General features: G+C 72.1%; 20 protein-coding genes and 1 pseudogene. 9 read left to right on the forward strand and 12 right to left on the reverse strand.

Annotated features, from left to right (window positions below; translation table 11 throughout):
• Positions 1-84 precede the first annotated feature (84 nt).
• Positions 85-687 carry a TetR/AcrR family transcriptional regulator gene (locus tag P8A18_RS20320; protein WP_306056425.1) on the forward strand — a complete coding sequence of 201 codons (603 nt, stop codon included), beginning with the start codon at positions 85-87 and terminating at the stop codon, positions 685-687.
• A gap of 14 nt (positions 688-701) precedes the next feature.
• On the opposite strand, the gene P8A18_RS20325 is transcribed toward P8A18_RS20320, so the two are convergent.
• Positions 702-1,508, reverse strand: coding sequence for an HAD family hydrolase (locus P8A18_RS20325; RefSeq protein WP_306056427.1), 807 nt, complete (start codon positions 1,506-1,508; stop codon positions 702-704).
• Between the two features lie 108 nt (positions 1,509-1,616).
• Here P8A18_RS20325 and P8A18_RS20330 point away from each other — a divergent pair, with 108 nt between their 5' ends.
• The gene (locus P8A18_RS20330; RefSeq protein WP_306056428.1) at positions 1,617-1,994 is read left to right on the forward strand and encodes a nuclear transport factor 2 family protein; all 378 of its coding nucleotides are present in this window, start codon (positions 1,617-1,619) and stop codon (positions 1,992-1,994) included.
• 43 nt (positions 1,995-2,037) lie between these two features.
• Here P8A18_RS20330 and P8A18_RS20335 read toward each other — a convergent pair whose 3' ends face one another.
• The 3 genes from P8A18_RS20335 to P8A18_RS20345 are packed head-to-tail and all read right to left on the reverse strand — an operon-like array spanning position 2,038 to position 3,667.
• Positions 2,038-2,619 (reverse strand): GNAT family N-acetyltransferase, encoded by a 582-nt coding sequence (locus tag P8A18_RS20335; RefSeq protein ID WP_306056430.1) that lies wholly within the window; start codon positions 2,617-2,619, stop codon positions 2,038-2,040.
• A gap of 5 nt (positions 2,620-2,624) precedes the next feature.
• Positions 2,625-2,834, reverse strand: a complete 210-nt coding sequence (locus P8A18_RS20340; protein ID WP_306056432.1) for a DUF397 domain-containing protein — start codon at positions 2,832-2,834, stop codon at positions 2,625-2,627.
• Positions 2,831-3,667 (reverse strand): helix-turn-helix domain-containing protein, encoded by an 837-nt coding sequence (locus tag P8A18_RS20345; RefSeq protein WP_306056435.1) that lies wholly within the window; start codon positions 3,665-3,667, stop codon positions 2,831-2,833. The genes P8A18_RS20340 and P8A18_RS20345 overlap by 4 nt, the downstream gene beginning before the upstream one ends.
• Positions 3,668-3,772: 105 nt before the next feature.
• Between P8A18_RS20345 and P8A18_RS20350 the strand changes: the two genes are divergently transcribed.
• Positions 3,773-4,045, forward strand: coding sequence for a hypothetical protein (locus P8A18_RS20350; protein WP_306056436.1), 273 nt, complete (start codon positions 3,773-3,775; stop codon positions 4,043-4,045).
• On the forward strand, positions 4,042-4,230 hold the full coding sequence (locus tag P8A18_RS20355; RefSeq protein ID WP_306056438.1) for a hypothetical protein: 189 nt from the start codon (positions 4,042-4,044) through the stop codon (positions 4,228-4,230). Before P8A18_RS20350 ends, P8A18_RS20355 begins: the two co-directional genes overlap by 4 nt.
• A 385-nt stretch (positions 4,231-4,615) precedes the next feature.
• Here P8A18_RS20355 and P8A18_RS20360 read toward each other — a convergent pair whose 3' ends face one another.
• Positions 4,616-5,206, reverse strand: a complete 591-nt coding sequence (locus P8A18_RS20360) for a TetR/AcrR family transcriptional regulator (RefSeq protein ID WP_306056440.1) — start codon at positions 5,204-5,206, stop codon at positions 4,616-4,618.
• A 143-nt stretch (positions 5,207-5,349) separates the two neighbouring features.
• On the opposite strand from P8A18_RS20360, the gene P8A18_RS20365 reads away from it, so the two are divergent.
• Both P8A18_RS20365 and P8A18_RS20370 read left to right on the forward strand, forming a co-directional pair.
• Positions 5,350-6,084, forward strand: coding sequence for an SDR family NAD(P)-dependent oxidoreductase (locus tag P8A18_RS20365; RefSeq protein WP_306056442.1), 735 nt, complete (start codon positions 5,350-5,352; stop codon positions 6,082-6,084).
• A gap of 32 nt (positions 6,085-6,116) precedes the next feature.
• Entirely contained in the window at positions 6,117-6,746 is a 630-nt protein-coding gene (locus tag P8A18_RS20370; RefSeq protein WP_306056443.1) for an NADPH-dependent F420 reductase, read from the forward strand.
• A 118-nt stretch (positions 6,747-6,864) separates the two neighbouring features.
• Here the strand turns inward: P8A18_RS20370 and P8A18_RS20375 are convergent, their stop codons facing one another.
• From P8A18_RS20375 to P8A18_RS20385, 3 genes are all read right to left on the reverse strand, one after another.
• A complete protein-coding gene (locus P8A18_RS20375; RefSeq protein WP_306056445.1) occupies positions 6,865-7,737 on the reverse strand; it encodes an alpha/beta fold hydrolase in 873 nt (290 codons plus the stop codon).
• A gap of 99 nt (positions 7,738-7,836) precedes the next feature.
• Positions 7,837-8,298: a hypothetical protein gene (locus P8A18_RS20380; protein WP_306056447.1), complete on the reverse strand. Its 462-nt coding sequence runs from the start codon at positions 8,296-8,298 to the stop codon at positions 7,837-7,839.
• 178 nt (positions 8,299-8,476) lie between these two features.
• Positions 8,477-9,424 (reverse strand): alpha/beta fold hydrolase, encoded by a 948-nt coding sequence (locus P8A18_RS20385; RefSeq protein WP_306056448.1) that lies wholly within the window; start codon positions 9,422-9,424, stop codon positions 8,477-8,479.
• Between the two features lie 96 nt (positions 9,425-9,520).
• Between P8A18_RS20385 and P8A18_RS20390 the strand changes: the two genes are divergently transcribed.
• The 3 genes and pseudogenes from P8A18_RS20390 to P8A18_RS20400 form a co-directional block, all read left to right on the forward strand.
• Positions 9,521-10,303, forward strand: a complete 783-nt coding sequence (locus tag P8A18_RS20390; RefSeq protein WP_306056450.1) for a TetR/AcrR family transcriptional regulator — start codon at positions 9,521-9,523, stop codon at positions 10,301-10,303.
• A 65-nt stretch (positions 10,304-10,368) separates the two neighbouring features.
• Positions 10,369-11,151: a hypothetical protein gene (locus P8A18_RS20395; protein WP_306056452.1), complete on the forward strand. Its 783-nt coding sequence runs from the start codon at positions 10,369-10,371 to the stop codon at positions 11,149-11,151.
• A 112-nt stretch (positions 11,152-11,263) separates the two neighbouring features.
• Positions 11,264-11,911: pseudogene (locus tag P8A18_RS20400) on the forward strand (WYL domain-containing protein); the annotation flags it as partial.
• A gap of 20 nt (positions 11,912-11,931) precedes the next feature.
• Here P8A18_RS20400 and P8A18_RS20405 read toward each other — a convergent pair.
• The 4 genes from P8A18_RS20405 to P8A18_RS20420 all read right to left on the reverse strand — a co-directional run bounded on the left by P8A18_RS20405 (position 11,932) and on the right by P8A18_RS20420 (position 15,776).
• On the reverse strand, positions 11,932-12,996 hold the full coding sequence (locus P8A18_RS20405; RefSeq protein ID WP_306056453.1) for a Clp protease N-terminal domain-containing protein: 1,065 nt from the start codon (positions 12,994-12,996) through the stop codon (positions 11,932-11,934).
• A 212-nt stretch (positions 12,997-13,208) separates the two neighbouring features.
• Positions 13,209-13,667 carry a VOC family protein gene (locus P8A18_RS20410; protein ID WP_306056455.1) on the reverse strand — a complete coding sequence of 153 codons (459 nt, stop codon included), beginning with the start codon at positions 13,665-13,667 and terminating at the stop codon, positions 13,209-13,211.
• Positions 13,648-14,274 carry a class F sortase gene (locus P8A18_RS20415; RefSeq protein ID WP_306056457.1) on the reverse strand — a complete coding sequence of 209 codons (627 nt, stop codon included), beginning with the start codon at positions 14,272-14,274 and terminating at the stop codon, positions 13,648-13,650. The genes P8A18_RS20410 and P8A18_RS20415 overlap by 20 nt, the downstream gene beginning before the upstream one ends.
• Before the next feature lie 59 nt (positions 14,275-14,333).
• Positions 14,334-15,776, reverse strand: coding sequence for a hypothetical protein (locus P8A18_RS20420; RefSeq protein WP_306056459.1), 1,443 nt, complete (start codon positions 15,774-15,776; stop codon positions 14,334-14,336).
• Positions 15,777-15,936: the final 160 nt, after the last annotated feature.

Consider the following 15,936-nt stretch of genomic DNA (forward strand, 5'->3'; position numbering starts at 1 on the left):
CGTTCCGTTTCCGCCTGAGCATTGTTCGACTTCGAGCGACGGACTGTCAACAAGGATTGGCTCGAACAGACCTATGCTCACCGAATGAACACATCGCCGAGTTCATCGCCCAGCTCAATGCGCCGGAGCGAGAGCTCACGCAGAGCGACCCTGGACGCCGCACTGGACCTGTGCACGGAGAGGGGCTACGGCCGGGTCACGATCGAGGCGATCGCGGCGCGGGCGGGTGTCAGCAAGAAGACGATCTACCGCTGGTGGCCGTCGAAGAGCGCGGTGCTGCTCGAAGCGTTCACGGAGATGCTGGTGACGGCGACCCCCTTCACCGACACCGGGGACATCGCCGAGGACCTGCGCACCCATATCTCGGGCGCGGTCGCCGTCCTCGCCGTACCCCCCTTCGGCCCGGCGTACGCGGGGATACTCTCCGAGGTCCACCACGACGACGAGCTGGCCGAAACGGTACGCACCCAGCTGATCGAACCCCGCGTCCAGGAGGCGGTCGACCGCCTGCGTAGCGCCCAGACCCAGGGCCAGATCCCCCCGGACGCCGACCTGCACCTCGCGGTGGAGATGCTCTACGGCCCCGTGTACTACCGCCATCTGCTGCGCAAGCCGATGCAGGACGAGGCCGCGGTGGCGAAGCTGGTCGACCACGTACTGCGGTCGCTGGGGGCGGCGGCGGGCTGACAGGGCGGGGCGGGTCAGCCGAAGACCCGCTCCAGGACGACCGCTATCCCGTCGTCCTCGTTGGACAGGGTCACCTCGTCGGCCACCGCGCGCAGCGTGGGGTGGGCGTTGCCCATCGCGACGCCGTAGCCGCAGCTGCGGAACATCGGCAGGTCGTTGGGCATGTCCCCGAAGGCGATCGACGCGCGCGGGTCCACCCCCATCTCCTCGGCGGCCAGCGCGATCCCGGCGCCCTTGTCGACCCCGTACGGCTGGAGCTCGACGGTCCCGGGCCCGGAGTGCGTCACGGTGGCGAGGTCCCCGACGACCGCCCGAGCCTCGGCGGCCAGCGCCTCGTCACTCAGCTCCGGGTGCCGGATGAGCACCTTGATGACCGGCTCCGCCCACAGCTCGTCCCGGTGCCGGGTGCGCTGGGCGGGCAGCGTGGCGTGCGGCATCCGGTACCCGGGCTCGATCAGGGTCCGCCCATGGGCCCCGTCCTGATCGACGGCCGCGAAGACCTGCCCCACCTGCGCCTCGATCTTCCCGAGCGCCGCGTCGGCCGCCTCCGCGTCGAGCGTGACCACCCGGACGGTACGCCCGGCCCCGGCGTCGTACACCTGAGTCCCCTGCCCGCAGACGGCGAGCCCCTGATACCCGAGCCCCGCCAGCAGCTCCCGCACCCCGGGCACCGGCCGCCCGGTGACCACCAGATGCCGGGCCCCGGCGTCCCGGACCAGACCGAGCGCGGCGCGGGTGCGGGGGCCGACGGTGTCGTCGCCGCGCAGCAGGGTGCCGTCCAGGTCGGTGGCGACGAGCGCATATGCGGGTGGGATGGGCATGGAATCCAGCGTAGGCGGTGGCTGCCGGAGCCCTGCCGGAGTTGTGGCGGGGCGGGGACGTCCGGTAAGGGAGGGGGCCCTGTCAGTGGCGCGGTGCAGGATACGGCCATGGAACCTTCCGAGACCGTCCAGCTGCTCTGGGACCGCATGCAGGACCGCGACTGGCCGGGCCTCGGCCGCCTCCTCGCGCAGGACGTGGTGGTGGAGTGGCCGGTCAGCGGCGAACGCATCCTCGGCCGCGACAACTACGTGCGCGTCAACGCGGAGTACCCGGAGGGCTGGTCGATCAAGGTCCTGCGCATCGTGGCGTCGGGGGACGAGGTGGTCAGCGAGGTGGAGGTCCCGCACGACACGATGGGCGTCCACCGGGTGGCATCCTTCTGGACCGTTCACAACGGCCTGATCACCAACGGCCGCGAATACTGGACGGAGCTGGGCACGGACCCGTCGCCCGACTGGCGCGCCCCGTACGTCGAGCGCGTCTGAGGCCCTGGACCTGAGCGGGGCCCCGCTACACCTCTCGCCGGTGTCAGGCAGTGCCGAAGAGGGCCTTCACCGCGGAGGGCCCGGCGAACTCCTTCGCGAGGGCGTCGAAGACCAACTCGTCACACGTCTCCCCGAGCCAGTACCCCGCCTCCCGCAGTCGGCCGGCGCTCCGGAACCCGGCCTTCTCGTACGCGCGGATCGCGGCAATGTTGGGCGCCAGCACCTTCAGCCAGACCGCGCGGAGATTGGCCACGTGAAAGCCGTAGTCGAGCGTCAGCCGGGTCGCTTCCGTCCCGAGCCCCCGGCCACGGGCATCCTTGCCGAGCATGATGACGAACTCGGCAGTACGGACGGCCTCGTCCGGCAACAACGTGCTCACCCCGACCGGCACGGGCGCGCTTTCAGCAAGGTCGTAGACCGTGAAGCGCAGGTTCGCCCCCCGGAGCTGATGGGCCATGCCCTCGGCACGGGCCTCCACCGACTCCGGCGCCTGACGCCCGTAGCCGACCATCAGGGTCGGCTCCTGCTCCCACCACCAGTACGTCTCGACCAGGTCGGCACGGTAGGGGCCGAGGCCGCAGGTGTCGGTAGTGACCCAGAGGGTCGGCTCGGGCTGTTCGGTCACGGAGATCAGACGGTGTCGAACCCGCCGCGCCTGACGCCGTCCACGAAGGTGGCGAACGCGTCGGCGTGGAGGCCCAGGGTGGGGCCGGCGGGGTTCTTGGAGTCGCGGACGGGGACCAGGCCGGTGGTGGCGGCGAGGTTGGTGGCGACCTGGACGCACTGGCCGCCGTTGTTGCTGTACGAGGAGGTGTACCAGCGGGGGGATTCGGTCGTCACGATGTGCCCTTTCGCAGTTGCCTGATCATGGCTACGGATGCTGATTGAGACAGCGACTCGGCCTGTAGCTGATGGTATGCCGTCAGCATGGGAAGCACCGACGTGCTTTCTCGGTCCAGGTGGCCTTGAGCCTGGGACTCGGCGTAACAGACGACGGACCGGTCCGGAAGAGTCAGGAGGGTAACGGGCAGGTCGAACGTGCGCCGTTCCCCTATCTCGTACGGGGCGATCTGAAGCAGGGTGTTGGGCATCTCGGCGACCTCGATCAGCCGTTCCAGCTGGGCGTCCATGACTTCCGGGCCGCCCACGGGGCGGCGGACGCAGCTTTCGTCCATGGTGACGAACAGCATGGGCGGCTTGGCGCGCACGAGGGCCGCCTGCCGTTCCGCCAGGACCGAGACGCGTTCGTCCGCTTGCTCCTGCGCGATCGCCCCACGCCGCACCGCGCTTTCGGCCAGCACCCGTGCGTAGTCCGGGGTTTGCAGCAGGCCCGGGATGATCCCGATCTCGTACAGGCGGAGTTCGACCGCCCGGCCCTCGTATCCGACGTACTGGGGGAAGCCCTCCAGAAGCGAGCCGTGCTTGATCTCCCGCCACTCGCGCTCGAACGTGTCAGCGGTCTCCTCAATGCCGAACGCCCTGTCAGCTTGGCGTGCGAAACGGAGGGTTGGATTTTTGCGCCCGGTTTCCACGGCCGAGATGTGGGTGCTGGAGTAGCCCGTGTGTTCGGCGACGTCCTCCTGCTTCCATCCCCGGGCCTCACGCAGGCTGCGGAGGCGCGCGCCGAAGGCGGCCTGAGGGCTGCTGTCGGGCTCCAACTCCTTGCGGTTCAAGGGGCGTCACCGACCTTTCGTTCGGAACTGACACGTTGAACGGTTATTGACTCTAGGCCACGCTGAGTCCGCTTGGTAGTGGAATGACTACGGAGAGGAGCGGTCGTGTCCGCAGAGAAGGCTCCACCGCCCGGTCAGGGCGCCCTGCAAACCCAACTCCCCGCCCCCGGCGCACTCGTCGCAGACGTCAGCCGGCGGGACCGTATCCGCGTCGGGGAGTTCCGAGGGGTCGCCGGCCCCTACTGGATGCTCCGGCCCGCGAAGGGCGGGGCCGAGTGGGAGGTGCTGCCCGAGTACACGCGGGCGGCGACGCCCGCCGAGCGGCTCGGGGCCAGGACCGCGCGGGAGAACGCCCGGAGCCGGGGTGAGGTGGCATGAGCGGCCAGGGCCAGGAAGACCCGCGGGCAACCGAATGCCGTACGTGTCAGGAGTTCGACCTCGAAGAGGCCGTCGCCCGGAGTGAACGGGACGGCAGCCGGGAAACGGACTGCCGGGTGCTGCGCCGGCGCCACATCGCCGCGGAGCACGCACAGCACGCGGAGTGCGGGGAGCCGCAGCCGTGACGCCGTGGCGGTTGCGGATCGTACTCGCCGCAGGTGCGGCGGAGGTGCGGCTACGGGCCCGGTTCCCCCGGCTCACGTGGGCGCTCACGTGCCGACCCGCTCAGCGCCCCACCAGCCGTTCACGGCCCTGCTCCGGATGAAATGCGGCGACCGCTCCACCGCGTCGCGCCGGCCGCCCCCGCCTGCGGGCCCGGCACCCTCCGTCTCTGTCCGGAGCGCGGACGCAGGGCTTCAAGATTCCGCTCCGGGAGGTGCCAACGCGCGTGGGGCGAGGTCACGCACATCGTCCGGCAGGGAGTAACCCGACTTCACCGTCCGCCCTGTGCCCTCGCGCCCGGCCCGGCCGCGAGGTGTCACATCGACTCGACGCGTCCTTCCGTCGCCGTCAGTGCTCATCGCTGTCTGTGGCGGCGATGGCGTTGTCGATGAGGGCGGCGGCGATGGCGGCGGCGGTGGGGAAGGCGTCGGCGTCGAGGACCCGCGTACGGGCCGCGGCGCCGTCGAGGAGCAGCGCGAGCTGCTCGCCGAGCCGTTCGGGGTCGGCGGCGCCGGCTTCGCGGGCGGTGTCGGCGAGCCGCGCGGCGACGGCGTTCTTGTAGTCGCGCGCGTACTGGGACGCGGGGTGCTGGGGGTCGTGGAGTTCGACGGCAGCGGCGATATAGGGGCACAGCGGTGTGGTGGGGGGGATCTCGAAGGCGGCGAGGAGCCGTTCGCGGGGTGTGAGGTCGGCGTGGTCGAGCACGCCGGACAGGACTGTGGGGTCGAACCGGCGCAGGTACTCGGCGACGAGTTCGTCCTTGCTGGAGAAGTGCTGGTAGGCCGTGCGCTTGGACACCTCGGCCGCCGCGCACAGCTGTTCCATGCCGGTGCGGTTGATGCCCTGCTCGCGGAACAGCCGCTGGGACGCGCTGAGGATGCGCTCGCGGGCGCCCCGGCCGCGGCGGCGACCCGTGGGGCCTTTCTCCAACTCCGTCATGGGCCCAGCGTACCGCAGGTGGGTAACGACCGGTGTACATAGTTTGCGTCCCGGCCGCGCTCGCCGTACGTTAAGTACACGAGGCGGTGTACTTAACCCGTCGTCCCAGGCACACCCGGCACCACCGACCCAAGGGAATGATCATGGGAAAGCTCGACGGCAAGGTCGCGGTCATCACCGGCGGCACCTCTGGCATGGCGCTGGCAGGCGCGAAGCTGTTCGTAGAAGAGGGAGCACATGTCTTCATCACCGGCCGTCGCCAGGACGCCCTGGACGAGGCCGTGAAGCAGATCGGCCGCAACGTCACCGGCGTCCAGGGCGACGCCGCCGACCTGGACGACCTGGACCGGCTGTACGACACCGTCAAGCGGGAGAAGGGAAGCCTCGACGTGCTGTGGGCCAGTGCCGGCGGAGGCGAGCCCGCCCCGCTCGGCGAGATCACCGAGGCCCAGTTCGACACCTGGTTCGGGCTCAACGCCCGCGGCACCCTGTTCACCGTCCAAAAGGCCCTGCCGCTCCTCAACGACGGCGGCTCCATCCTCATGACCGGTTCCAACGCCTCCCTCGGCGCCTTCCCCGGCTGGAGCGTCTACGCCGGCAGCAAGGCCGTCCAGCAGGCATGGGCACGCGTCTGGCTCAACGAGCTCAAGGACCGCCGCATCCGCGTCAACGTCCTGACCCCCGGCCAGGTCGCCACCGCCAAGCAGGCGGAACTCTTCGACGAGGCCACCAAGCGCCAGTTCGAGTCCCTCATCCCCCGCGGCCAGATGGGCCGCCCCGATGAAATCGCCACCGCCGCCCTCTTCCTCGCCTCCGACGACTCCAGCTACGTCAACGGCATGGAACTCGTCGCGGACGGCGGCACCACCGCCCTCTGAACCGAACCACCACAACCAGGACAGGACATCTCATGAGCAGCATCAGCATCAGCGTCATCGGCACCGGGAACATGGCCCGCACCATCGGCGCGCGGGCGATAGCGGGCGGCAACACCGTCGAGATCATGGGCCGCGACCGGTCCAAGGCTGCCGAGCTGGCCAAGGCTCTCGGCGACGGCGCCTCGCAGGGGGAATGGGGCGCGACCCCGGCCGGGGACATCGTCATCGTGGCCCTGTTGCACGACGGTGTCGTGCCGGTCGTCGCCCACTACGGAGACGCTCTCGCGGGCAAGGTCATCGTCGACATCAGCAACCCCTTCAACCCCACGTTCGACGGGCTGGCCCACCGTGAGGAGACCTCGATCGCGCAGGAAGCCGCCAAGGCGGCCCCGGCCGGCGCCGACGTGGTGAAGGCGTTCAACACCGTCTTCCGCCATGTCCTGGAGAAGGGTCGGCCCGACATCTTCATCGCCGGCGACAACGCCCAGGCCAAGGCACGTGTGGAGGCGTTCGTCGAAAGCCTGGGGATGCGCCCGCTGGACGTCGGCGGCCTGAAGATGGCGCACTGGCTGGAAGGGGCGGGCCTGATCACGGTGGGCCTCGCGAACCACGGGGTGGGGGGCTTGGACTTCGCCCTCGGCGTCGCAGAACTTTCCGCCTGAGCGAAGCGGTCAAAGGTCTGCCCCGGCCACGGGCCCTCCCCCCGTGGGTCTCACCTTCGACCCGGGCCCGCCTGTTCACCGGTCAGGAACTCGACCGCCACGATGCCCGGGAGATCGGTCAGGCGACAGCCGCCCCTTGCCGGGTCAGCCAGAAGTCGAGGAGCGCGGAGGCGGCCTCGGCGGGGCGGTGGACGTTGGGGGAGTGGCCGCCGCCCTCGATCCGGACGAACGCGGCGCCCAGCCGGTGGGCCATGCGCTCGACGGCGTCGGGGGCCCAGGTCTCGTCGGGGGTACCGGAGACCACCGAGAGGGGAACGCCCGTCCCGGCCAGCGCTTCGGTGGTGTCCGTCTCGTCCAGCATGTGGCGGGCGAGGGCGGCGAGTTGGCTCGGGCTGTTGGCCAGCCACCGCAGTTCGAGGAAGCGTTCGACGTCCGGGGGAGTCGTCGTGTCCTTGGTGCGGACGAAGGGCCACATCTCGGCCAGGGGCATCGAGCCGATGACGGACAGGAGGAGGTTGAGCCGTTCCTGCTGCCAGGGGGAGACGCCGGCGGGCCCGAAGTTCATGAGCGTCGCCGACGCCCAGAGGCCCGGGTCTCCCCCGGTCGCGATGGCGGCCGCGCGGACGAGGCTGCCGCCGTAGGAATGACCCAGGAGATGGACGGGGCCCGCGTCCAGCGCGCGGGTGACGGCGACGAGATCGGCGGCGAGGTCGTCACGGGCGTACGAGGGGGCGGGCGAGGCGTCGCCCGTCTCGTACTGGCCCCGGCAGTCGACGGCCACGACGCGTACGCCGCCGGCGCTGAGCGCGGGCAGCATGGGGAGGAAGTCCTCCTTGCTGCCCATGAAACCCGGGACGAGCAGCGCGGTGCCCCGCACCGGGGACGACGGTCCGGTGGGCGGGACGTCCAGCGCGGCGAAGACGCCCCGCCCGGTCCGCAGCCGCACCGGGCGCGCGTGGTCCGGGGCTTCCAGGCTCAGCAACTGGCTCATGGACAGAATGATAGGCACGGCCATGAGGCGGTCCCGGCGCTGTTCGAACGCCGTCAGAAACACAACCCGGCCGGTTCGAGGCGGAGTTCGAAGCCCGCTCTACCCTTCGGGTTCCGTCCTCGGCTCCGGCACCCGGACCGGCTCGGCACGATGCCAGCCGCCGAAGCGCCCGAGGGCCTTCCAGAACCCCTTCTCGCTGTTGCGCTCGGTCTGCCGGCTGGACTCCCAGGTGAGGATGGGCCGCCCGTAGACCTGGCGCGACAGATCGTTGACGTCGTCCTCGATGAGCCGCAGGTGCGAGCCCAGCCGCTGGATGCCGTCGTTGCTGTCCCGCAGATACAGGTACGCGATGAGGAGGACGAGCCCGACGACCAGGACCCGCCAGAGGCCGAGGCCACTGCCGAGCGTGGCCGCGATGGCGGTGGCCGCGCCCGCGTACCCGGCCAACTGCTGCCGCGCCCCGATCCGCTGGACGACCTCGGACCGCAGGGACTCGTACTCCCTCATCCTGAGGCCGATGACCTCGATGATCTGCTCGCGCTCGCTCGTACTCCCGCTCACGGGCACCTCCTCGCCGCTGAGGATGTATGCCCATCCACGAAGCGGGCCACGCGCGGCCGGCCGGCGGCCTGGGGAGGGGCGAGTCACGGCGGGTGGCGTCCTGTCGGGGTCGAGGCCGGCGCCCCAACGATCCGGCAGGCCGGCCACCGTGCCCCCGGCCCCGGAGCGCACCGGGCCGTTACTCGCCCGGTGGCCCTCCGGACACGCCCGCACTGTCCGGCCGCGACTGGCGGGCCGCCAGGTCGCCGACCTGGTGGGCGATGTCGGTCCACAGGGCGGCGGGGAGGTCGTGGCCGACGCCCGGGTAGGTCACCAGGCGGGCGCCGGCGATGGCGCGGGCGGTGGCGCGGCCCGCGCCGACACGCAGGATCGGGTCCTGCTCGCCGTGCAGGACCAGGGCGGGGCTGCGTAGCTCCTTGAGCCTGGGGCCGTGCCACTGGGCTCCGATCTGGCGGCTCTGCGCCTTGGTGTCGCGCGGGCCGCTGTCCACGTCGGCCTCGACCCAGGCGCGGGCGGCGGCCTCGTCGAAGGGGTAGCCGGGGGAGGCGACGCCGCGCCAGACGGCGAGGGCGGCCTCGATTTCGCCCTCGCGTCCCTCGGGGAACTTGGTCCGGGCGAGCTTGGCGAGCAGGCCGAAACGCAGGTAGCGCAGGACCCCCGGACCGGAGGTGTCGCTGGGCAGGGCCGCCGAGGAGGTGACGCTGAGCACCCGGTGGGGGTGTCGCAGCGCGATCCGCTGGGCGATCGCGCCGCCCAGCGAATGGCCGAAGACGTGCGCTCGCTCCCAGCCGAGTTCGTCCATCACGGCGATGGCGTCGTCGGTCATGTCCTCGGAGGTGTAGGCGTCCCCGCGCTTGCCGAACAGGGCCTTGAAGGGGTTGGTGGTGGCGGTGTCCGGCATCCGGGTCGACTCGCCGGCGTCGCGCTGGTCGTAGCGGGCCACGGCGAACCCGGCGTCCGCGAAGGCCCGGCACAGTCCGGCCGGCCACCAGAACCGGGCGACGGCCAAGCCCATGATGAGCAGCAGCGGTTCCCCCTCGGAGCCATTCAGTTGGTCGAAGGCCACGCGCACGTCGCCGTTGTGCGCGTACCGGGTCGGCGTCCACTCCTGCTGCGGCTGGGGCATGTCGGCTCCCTTTCACTTACTGCCTTACTGCGATCGTTGTTCGCAGTGCATGTGGCCTAAGATACTGCATACGTCGTTCGCAGAAAAGGAGGGGTCATGACCGAGCCGTCCGCCCGCAGCATCTGGCTGCGCCCCGCACGTGCCGGACGCGGTCCGGCGCCCACGTTCGACCGCGACCGCATCGCCGCCGCCGGGGTCGCCCTGGCCGACGCGGACGGCCTGCCCGCCGTCACCATGCGGGCCGTGGCGGTCGCCCTCGGGGCCGGACCGGCGTCCCTCTACCGGTACGTGGCCACCCGCGACGAACTGCTCGAATTGATGATCGACCAGGTCAACGGCGAGATCTCCTACGCCGGGCTCGGCTCCGGACACTGGCTCGACGACCTGCTCGCCCTGGCCCGGCAGAGCAGGGGCGTCTACCTCGCGCACCCATGGCTGCTCGACGCGACCGCGACCAGGACCCCGATGGGGCCGCACACGGTCACCTACCTGGAACATGCCCTGGCCGCGCTCGCCGGCCTCGACGCCAGTCCCCGGACCAAACTGGAGGCCATCGCCGTCCTCAGCGCCGTCGTCTCCACTCTGACCCGCGCCGAGGTGACCCAGCAGCTCGCCGGGCAGACCATCCCGCAGTGGCAGCAGGCCGAGGCGGAATACCTCACCCAGGTCGCCATGGCGGGCCACCACCCGCACCTCGCCGCCGCCCTGATCGGGCAGCCGCCCGAGGCCGAGGACTCCCCGGACTCGCTCCTGGCCCGCATCCTCACCCGCGTACTCACCGGGCTCCTTCAGCCCGACGGCATCCAAGCGGACTCCGTGCGCGGCGGCGCGGCGGCGGAGCCGCCCGTGGCCGGTCCGGGGGCGGCCGCGACCCCCTGATGTCTCATCGGTGGGGGTGCGGTCGCCCCCGAAGGGCCTTCGGCGTCGGCCACTAGGGTTCGGCCATGTCTCCGTCCGCTGTTCCGAAGAAACGCACGCTCGCCGAGGAGTTGTCGCTGCTACGACAGCGGCAGCGCGACCGCAGGCGGCGGTTGGCCACGGCTGCCGGGGCCGGACTCGCCGTGATCGTCGGAGGGGTGTGGCCTCTTCTGGGCGCGGGGCTCCAACCGGGCGGCCACGCGCCCATGCCCATATGCGCCATCGGCAGCACCGCGCTGCGCGCCGACGTGGACGCCGACGGGCGCCCGGACGAGATCCGCGGCCTGAACCGCGAGGGCGCCGGCTCGGTGGTCTTCCGGAGGGGCGGTGACCTCACCACTGTCCGCGTCGACGACGCCCGCGGGTTCTGGCCGAAGCTGCGCGGCGCACCGAAGGAGGACATGGCGACGCGGGGGACCTTCGGCGACTTCGACGGTGACGGGTACCTCGATCTGGCGCTCTTCTACAGCCAGCGCGACGAGGGCGACAGCCCGCGGGACAGCATGCTGGTGCACGAGGTGCGCTACGGGCCCCTCGCCCGCGACCTGAGCAGCGACCGGACCGGCCCCATCCGCATAGGGTGGTCGGCGTTCGTGTACGGGGTGTGGACCACCGACACCGACCACGACGGCCGCGCTGAGCTTCAGGTCTCCCAGTCGGAAGGGGACGGCATGGCCGCCCGCCATGTCGGCCGTCAGCACGGTGACGGGATCTCCGTGAGCGACGACGACGCCGACTTGTACGCGGGGGCGGACTGGCCCGAGCCGGAGCTCGGGCGGCTCGACTTCCCCGCCTGCGCGGCCCGCTAGGGCCTGTCCGACTCGTCGCGACGACAGGTCCTAGCAGCCCCGCGTGGGCGGCTACGCCTTGCCTCCGCGTGCGAACTTCTCCACGGCTGCCGGGGTGACGGGGGTGAAGAAGTTGACGAGGTTGGCCGACGCGGTGCGCCACCGCCGGCCGGTCTCGATCCGCTACACCGACCGCGACGGACGGCAGACCGAACGCATCCTGCACGCGTACGGGATCGTCGCCCATGCCGGCCGGTGGTACGTCACGGGCAAGGACGCCCGGATCGGCGAGGACCGGACCTTCCGGCTCGACCGCATCGCGGACGCACGGACGCAGCCCGGCTCATTCGAAGAACCGGCCGGCCCCGGTCCGGCGCAGCGCGTGCTGTCGGGGTTCGCCACGGCCGAGTACCGGCATGAGGTGACCTTGCGGATCCACGGGACGGTCGAGCAGATCCGCGCCCACCTTCCCGCCAGTGTCGCGAGCCTGTACGAGCGGGAGCAGGAGCAGGAGCAGGAGCAGGAGCAGGAGCAGGAGCAGGAGCCGGGGTCGGGGGCGGGGTCGGAGCAAGAGCCGGAGCCGGAGCCGGCGGCGGACCGGGGCCGGGCGGCCGGGCGCTGGCTGCGCGTCGAACTGCGGGCGGAGCGGCTCGACTGGTTGCCTCCGGTACTCGCCGCACTCGACCGGCCGTTCGTCATCGAGCGCCCCGATGAACTGCGCGATCTCGTCATCGCCCTCGCCGACCGCCTCGCGGCCCGCGCCCGCCGAGCCCGACCGTGAACCCTGCGGGCCAACACGCTTCAGCGCGGGACGGCCAGCGCGTCGACCAGTTGCCGGGCGCGTGTCCCCTCACCGAGGAGCGCCTCCACCAGCGGGCCCGTGCCCGGATCGGCGGTGGCCTGCTCCTTCGTCCGGTCCGGGGTGCTCGTCTCGTCGGTGTACTGCTCGACGGGGTGGGGGTCGGCCGTCAGATGGAGCCGGTCATCGGCGGTCAGGGCCCTGTGGACCGAGGCGTAGTCGATGCCCAGACCGGCCAGCCGCTCGCCGCCCGCGTACCGGGAACCGGTGTCCGGGGCGTTCTCCCGCGCCAGGTGCGGGTACCGGAGCGCGACCTCGTGCGTGGCGAGCACCGCGAGCAGCACGTGCTCGGTGCCCACCGCGGTGCCGCCGAGGCGGTGCGCCTGCTCGTAGGTCTCCATGCGCACCCACCAGGCGGGTCGCGCCGCCCAGTTGACTCCGCTCAGCTTGAAGAGCAACCGCATCCACAGAGGTGTCCGGCGACGGTAGGTGCTGTGTCCGAGCAGGATGTCGCGGGTCGGGTGCAGGAGCGGATCGAGGCCGTCGTCCCGGCTGTCCTCCGTGGTCCCCGCGCTTCCGGTTGTTGCGGTGTCCGCGTCGAGGCGGGCCAGCACGGCTTGCGGTGAGACCTCGCAGGCACCCAGCATCTCCACCGCGCGGTTGTCCTCCCGCAGCAGCCCGCGCAGCAGGTGCTCGGCGCCGAACTTTCCGGCGCCCTCCTGTTCGGCCTCCTCCCGCGCGGCGGTCAGGGCTCGGGCCGCCGCGCCGGTGTAGCGCCTGTGCGGCTCGCCCTCCTCGCCCAGGACGTCCCTCTCGGTGACGGCTTGGGCCGCGCCGTCGTCCGTGCTCCACGCGGTGTCGTGGTCCGGCCGGGCCCGGAGCACCGACAGCAGCGCGACCTTGGTCAGCCCCTCGGCCGCCAGCGCCTTCCGGGCGGCGCCTCTGGCCGTGGCGATCCCGGCCAGCAGGTGCTGGCTGCCTATGGGTCCTTCGGCGTCCGTCCGGGCACCGCGCGCGGCCCCCAGGATTCCCGTGACGGCCCAGTCCGGCGACGTGGTCGCTCCCATGCGGTGTTCCTCTTCTCGGTGGTCCTGCGCACCACTCTTCCCGCCGGACGACGGCGCTTCGTCAGCCCCTCGAAGGATCTCCGCCCTCCGCCTTTGGGATGCCCCCGGCGCGGACCGAGCCGGAATGACCGGCCGTCAGTGCGGCCCGTCAGCAGGCGTCCTGGCGTCCGACGTGGTCCGCGGCGGCCTCCGCGAACGCCTTCAGGGCCTCGTCACTGCACGCAGAACTCGTTCCCTTCCGGGTCCGTGAGTACCGTCCACCTGCCGCCCGGCTCGTCCACCTCGCGCTCGGCCCTCGCGCCCAGGGCCTCCAGCCGGGCCACCTCGGCCTCGCGGCGGGCCGGGCCCGCGTGGAGGTCGAGGTGGAGGCGGTTCTTCACCGTTTTGGGTTCCGGGACGCGCTGGAAGAGGAGCCGGCGGCCGTGGCCGGTGCCGCTCTCCTCGTCGTACGGGTCGTCGGGGTGGCGTACGGCCGCCAGATCGAGCCAGGCGCGGCGGCCGTGGGCGGTCGTGGTGAGCGCTTCCGGGACGGCGCCGGCGCTCAGGAGGCGTTCGATCAGGGGGCTGTTGTCCTCGATCTCGTAGCCGAGGGCCTCGGACCAGAAGCCGGCCTGCGCGTGCGGGTCGGCGGAGTCGACGACGACTTTCCACTCAAGAGTCATGATCGGCATTCTGTCCCGGAATGGTGGGTTCCGGGGTTTGGACCGAGGACAGGCGGGCGAAGGCGACCACATTGGCCTGGTAGCCGCCCGCGTCCGGGTCGTAGGCGCCGCCGCAGGTGAGCAGACGGAGTTCGGCGTCCTCGGTCGGGCCGTAGACGCGGTCGCTCGGGAAGTCGCTCTTCTCGAACTCCTCGACCGCGTACAGGCGGAACACCGCCACCCTCCCGTCCGCCCGCCGCACCTCCACCCGCGCGCCCGGCCGCAGCGTGTCGAGTCCGGCGAAGGCCGCAGGTCCGGCGGGTGTGTCGACGTGGGCGACCACGATCGCGTTGCCCGGGGAGCCCGGCGTCACCCCGTCCCGGTACCAGCCGGCGAGGTTGCGGGCGTCCGGGTCGGGTACGCCGAGCCTGCCCGAGGCGTCCAGGGTCAGGTCGACCAGGGGCGCGCTGACGTCGAGCGCGGGGATCTCGACGCGGACGGGGCGGGACGGGGCGAGCGGGGCCGTCGCGGAGGACGCGGGGCCGGGCAGCGGGCCGGGTGCCGGTGCGGCTTCCCGGACCGGGGAGCCCAGAAACATGGCCAGGGCCGCCGCGATGGCCGGAACGAGACCGGCCACCGCGATCAGGCGCGGGAAGGGCCGCCGGGGCGACGGCCCTTCCCGCCGGGCACGGGTGCTCAAACCCGTCGGCGCCGGGCCGCGCGCAGGCCGCCGAGCGCCGCGCCCGCCACGGCCAGCAGTCCGGCCGCTCCGGCAGCCGCCAGGAGTCCCGGACCGGACGGGCTCGTGCCGGACAGGGCGGTGGAGCCGTCACCCGCGTCGACCGGGCCGTCCGGGACGGGGCCGTTGCCGTGACCGCCGCCCCAGTGGCCGCCACCGCCACCGGGGTGCGACGGCTTCGGGGTCGGCTTGGGGTGGTGGGTGTGGGTGGGCGAGGGGCTCGGCTCCACGTCCGCGGTGATCGTGGTGTGGCCCGTCGCCAGGACGCCGGTGCGCAGCGGGCCTTCCACGCCCGCGATCTCCACGGTCAGCTCGGTCGTCACGTCGAGCCGGCCCGTGGGGGCGCCCTCGGCCGCCGCCAGGGTGAACGCCGCCCCGGCCGAACCGCCCGGCTCCAGCGTGCCGCCCGCGCGGAGGTTGGTCCGCAGCCGGCCGGTGAGCGTGCCGTCCGGCTCCTGGGTCAGGGGGACCTCGGCGCCCTCGGAGGTGACGGTCAGCTGGTCCGCCCGCAGGTCGTCCGGGCCCTTGAGGGTGAGGCGCGTACCGATGCCCGGGTACTGCGGGCCGTCCGCCGGGTCGGTGTAGGAGACGTCGGCGGGGCGGGGTCCGTCGCCCGCCTCGATCTCCTCGGGGAGGGTCAGCGCGGCCGAGGCCCGTCCGTCCACGGCGAAGTCCCAGACCGTGCCCTGGGCCGTGATGTTGTCGACGTACGTGTTGAGCGTGCCGTTCGTGTCGCCGAGGCGGCCGATGTTGGCGATCACGCCGTACGCCCCCTCGCACTGGGCGACGAAGTGCGACAGCGGGGCGTCGCCGCCCGCCGGGATGCCGGCGACCGCCCGCGAGGTGCGGACCACCGAGTCCCCGGTGAAGCGGTACTTCTGCCAGGTATCCGGTTTCAGCGACTGGCCGTCCACGTCCGGGTTGCTGCCCGGCTCGAACGACAGGGTGGTGAAGCCGCCGCAGGAGGCGGGGAGCTGGAGGTTCGCGCCGATGCTGGTGACCGAGGAGCCTTCGGTCGCGGTGTACGCCCAGTAGGAGATGCCCGCGTCCAGCAGCGGCTGCATCGGCACGGGGGTCCACGTCGCGTTGAAGTAGTGCGCGGCCTGGGCCTGTTCGCCGGCACCGATGGACAGGTGCAGGCTGCCGTTCAGGTGGACCGGGTCGGGCTTGGGGGAGACCTCCTGGATGCCCGGGTCCCGGTCGGGGGTGGTTTCCTGGAGCCGGAACCAGGGGCCCGCCGGGCCGAGGCCCGACGGGCCGACCGTCTGTACGGTGTCGTCCGCGTTCGCGGAGGGGGCGATTCCGCAGGCGAGGACGGACAGGGTGGACAGAGCGGCGGTGGCGGTCGCGGTGCGCAGAAGCGTGCGGGACGAGCCGGACGCGCGCAGAGATCGAATCATAAGTGTGAGGAAAATATAAGCAGCGCGTTATGGCCGCATTGCTCCCCGTGACACGCGCTCGCTCGCTCCAATGCCGCAGCGGTCAGACCGGTTGCGCCACCGCAGCGGTCGGACCCGCTGCGCCACCCCACCGTTCAGACTCGTTGCGCCACCCCACCGT

Origin of the sequence: Streptomyces sp. Mut1, assembly GCF_030719295.1 — a bacterium.
In the GTDB taxonomy this organism is placed as follows: Bacteria; Actinomycetota; Actinomycetes; order Streptomycetales; family Streptomycetaceae; genus Streptomyces; species Streptomyces castrisilvae.

Excerpts from the sequence above, each read along its gene's own strand:
- P8A18_RS20320 (WP_306056425.1), top strand. The coding sequence starts at position 85 with ATGAACACATCGCCGAGTTCATCGCCCAGCTCAATGCGCCGGAGCGAG.
- P8A18_RS20365 (WP_306056442.1), top strand. The coding sequence starts at position 5,350 with ATGGGAAAGCTCGACGGCAAGGTCGCGGTCATCACCGGCGGCACCTCT.
- P8A18_RS20390 (WP_306056450.1), top strand. The coding sequence starts at position 9,521 with ATGACCGAGCCGTCCGCCCGCAGCATCTGGCTGCGCCCCGCACGTGCC.
- P8A18_RS20385 (WP_306056448.1), bottom strand. The coding sequence starts at position 9,424 with ATGCCCCAGCCGCAGCAGGAGTGGACGCCGACCCGGTACGCGCACAAC.
- P8A18_RS20395 (WP_306056452.1), top strand. The coding sequence starts at position 10,369 with ATGTCTCCGTCCGCTGTTCCGAAGAAACGCACGCTCGCCGAGGAGTTG.
- P8A18_RS20420 (WP_306056459.1), bottom strand. The coding sequence starts at position 15,776 with ATGATTCGATCTCTGCGCGCGTCCGGCTCGTCCCGCACGCTTCTGCGC.
- P8A18_RS20410 (WP_306056455.1), bottom strand. The coding sequence starts at position 13,667 with ATGCCGATCATGACTCTTGAGTGGAAAGTCGTCGTCGACTCCGCCGAC.
- P8A18_RS20360 (WP_306056440.1), bottom strand. The coding sequence starts at position 5,206 with ATGACGGAGTTGGAGAAAGGCCCCACGGGTCGCCGCCGCGGCCGGGGC.
- P8A18_RS20355 (WP_306056438.1), top strand. The coding sequence starts at position 4,042 with ATGAGCGGCCAGGGCCAGGAAGACCCGCGGGCAACCGAATGCCGTACG.
- P8A18_RS20325 (WP_306056427.1), bottom strand. The coding sequence starts at position 1,508 with ATGCCCATCCCACCCGCATATGCGCTCGTCGCCACCGACCTGGACGGC.
- P8A18_RS20375 (WP_306056445.1), bottom strand. The coding sequence starts at position 7,737 with ATGAGCCAGTTGCTGAGCCTGGAAGCCCCGGACCACGCGCGCCCGGTG.
- P8A18_RS20405 (WP_306056453.1), bottom strand. The coding sequence starts at position 12,996 with ATGGGAGCGACCACGTCGCCGGACTGGGCCGTCACGGGAATCCTGGGG.
- P8A18_RS20330 (WP_306056428.1), top strand. The coding sequence starts at position 1,617 with ATGGAACCTTCCGAGACCGTCCAGCTGCTCTGGGACCGCATGCAGGAC.
- P8A18_RS20370 (WP_306056443.1), top strand. The coding sequence starts at position 6,117 with ATGAGCAGCATCAGCATCAGCGTCATCGGCACCGGGAACATGGCCCGC.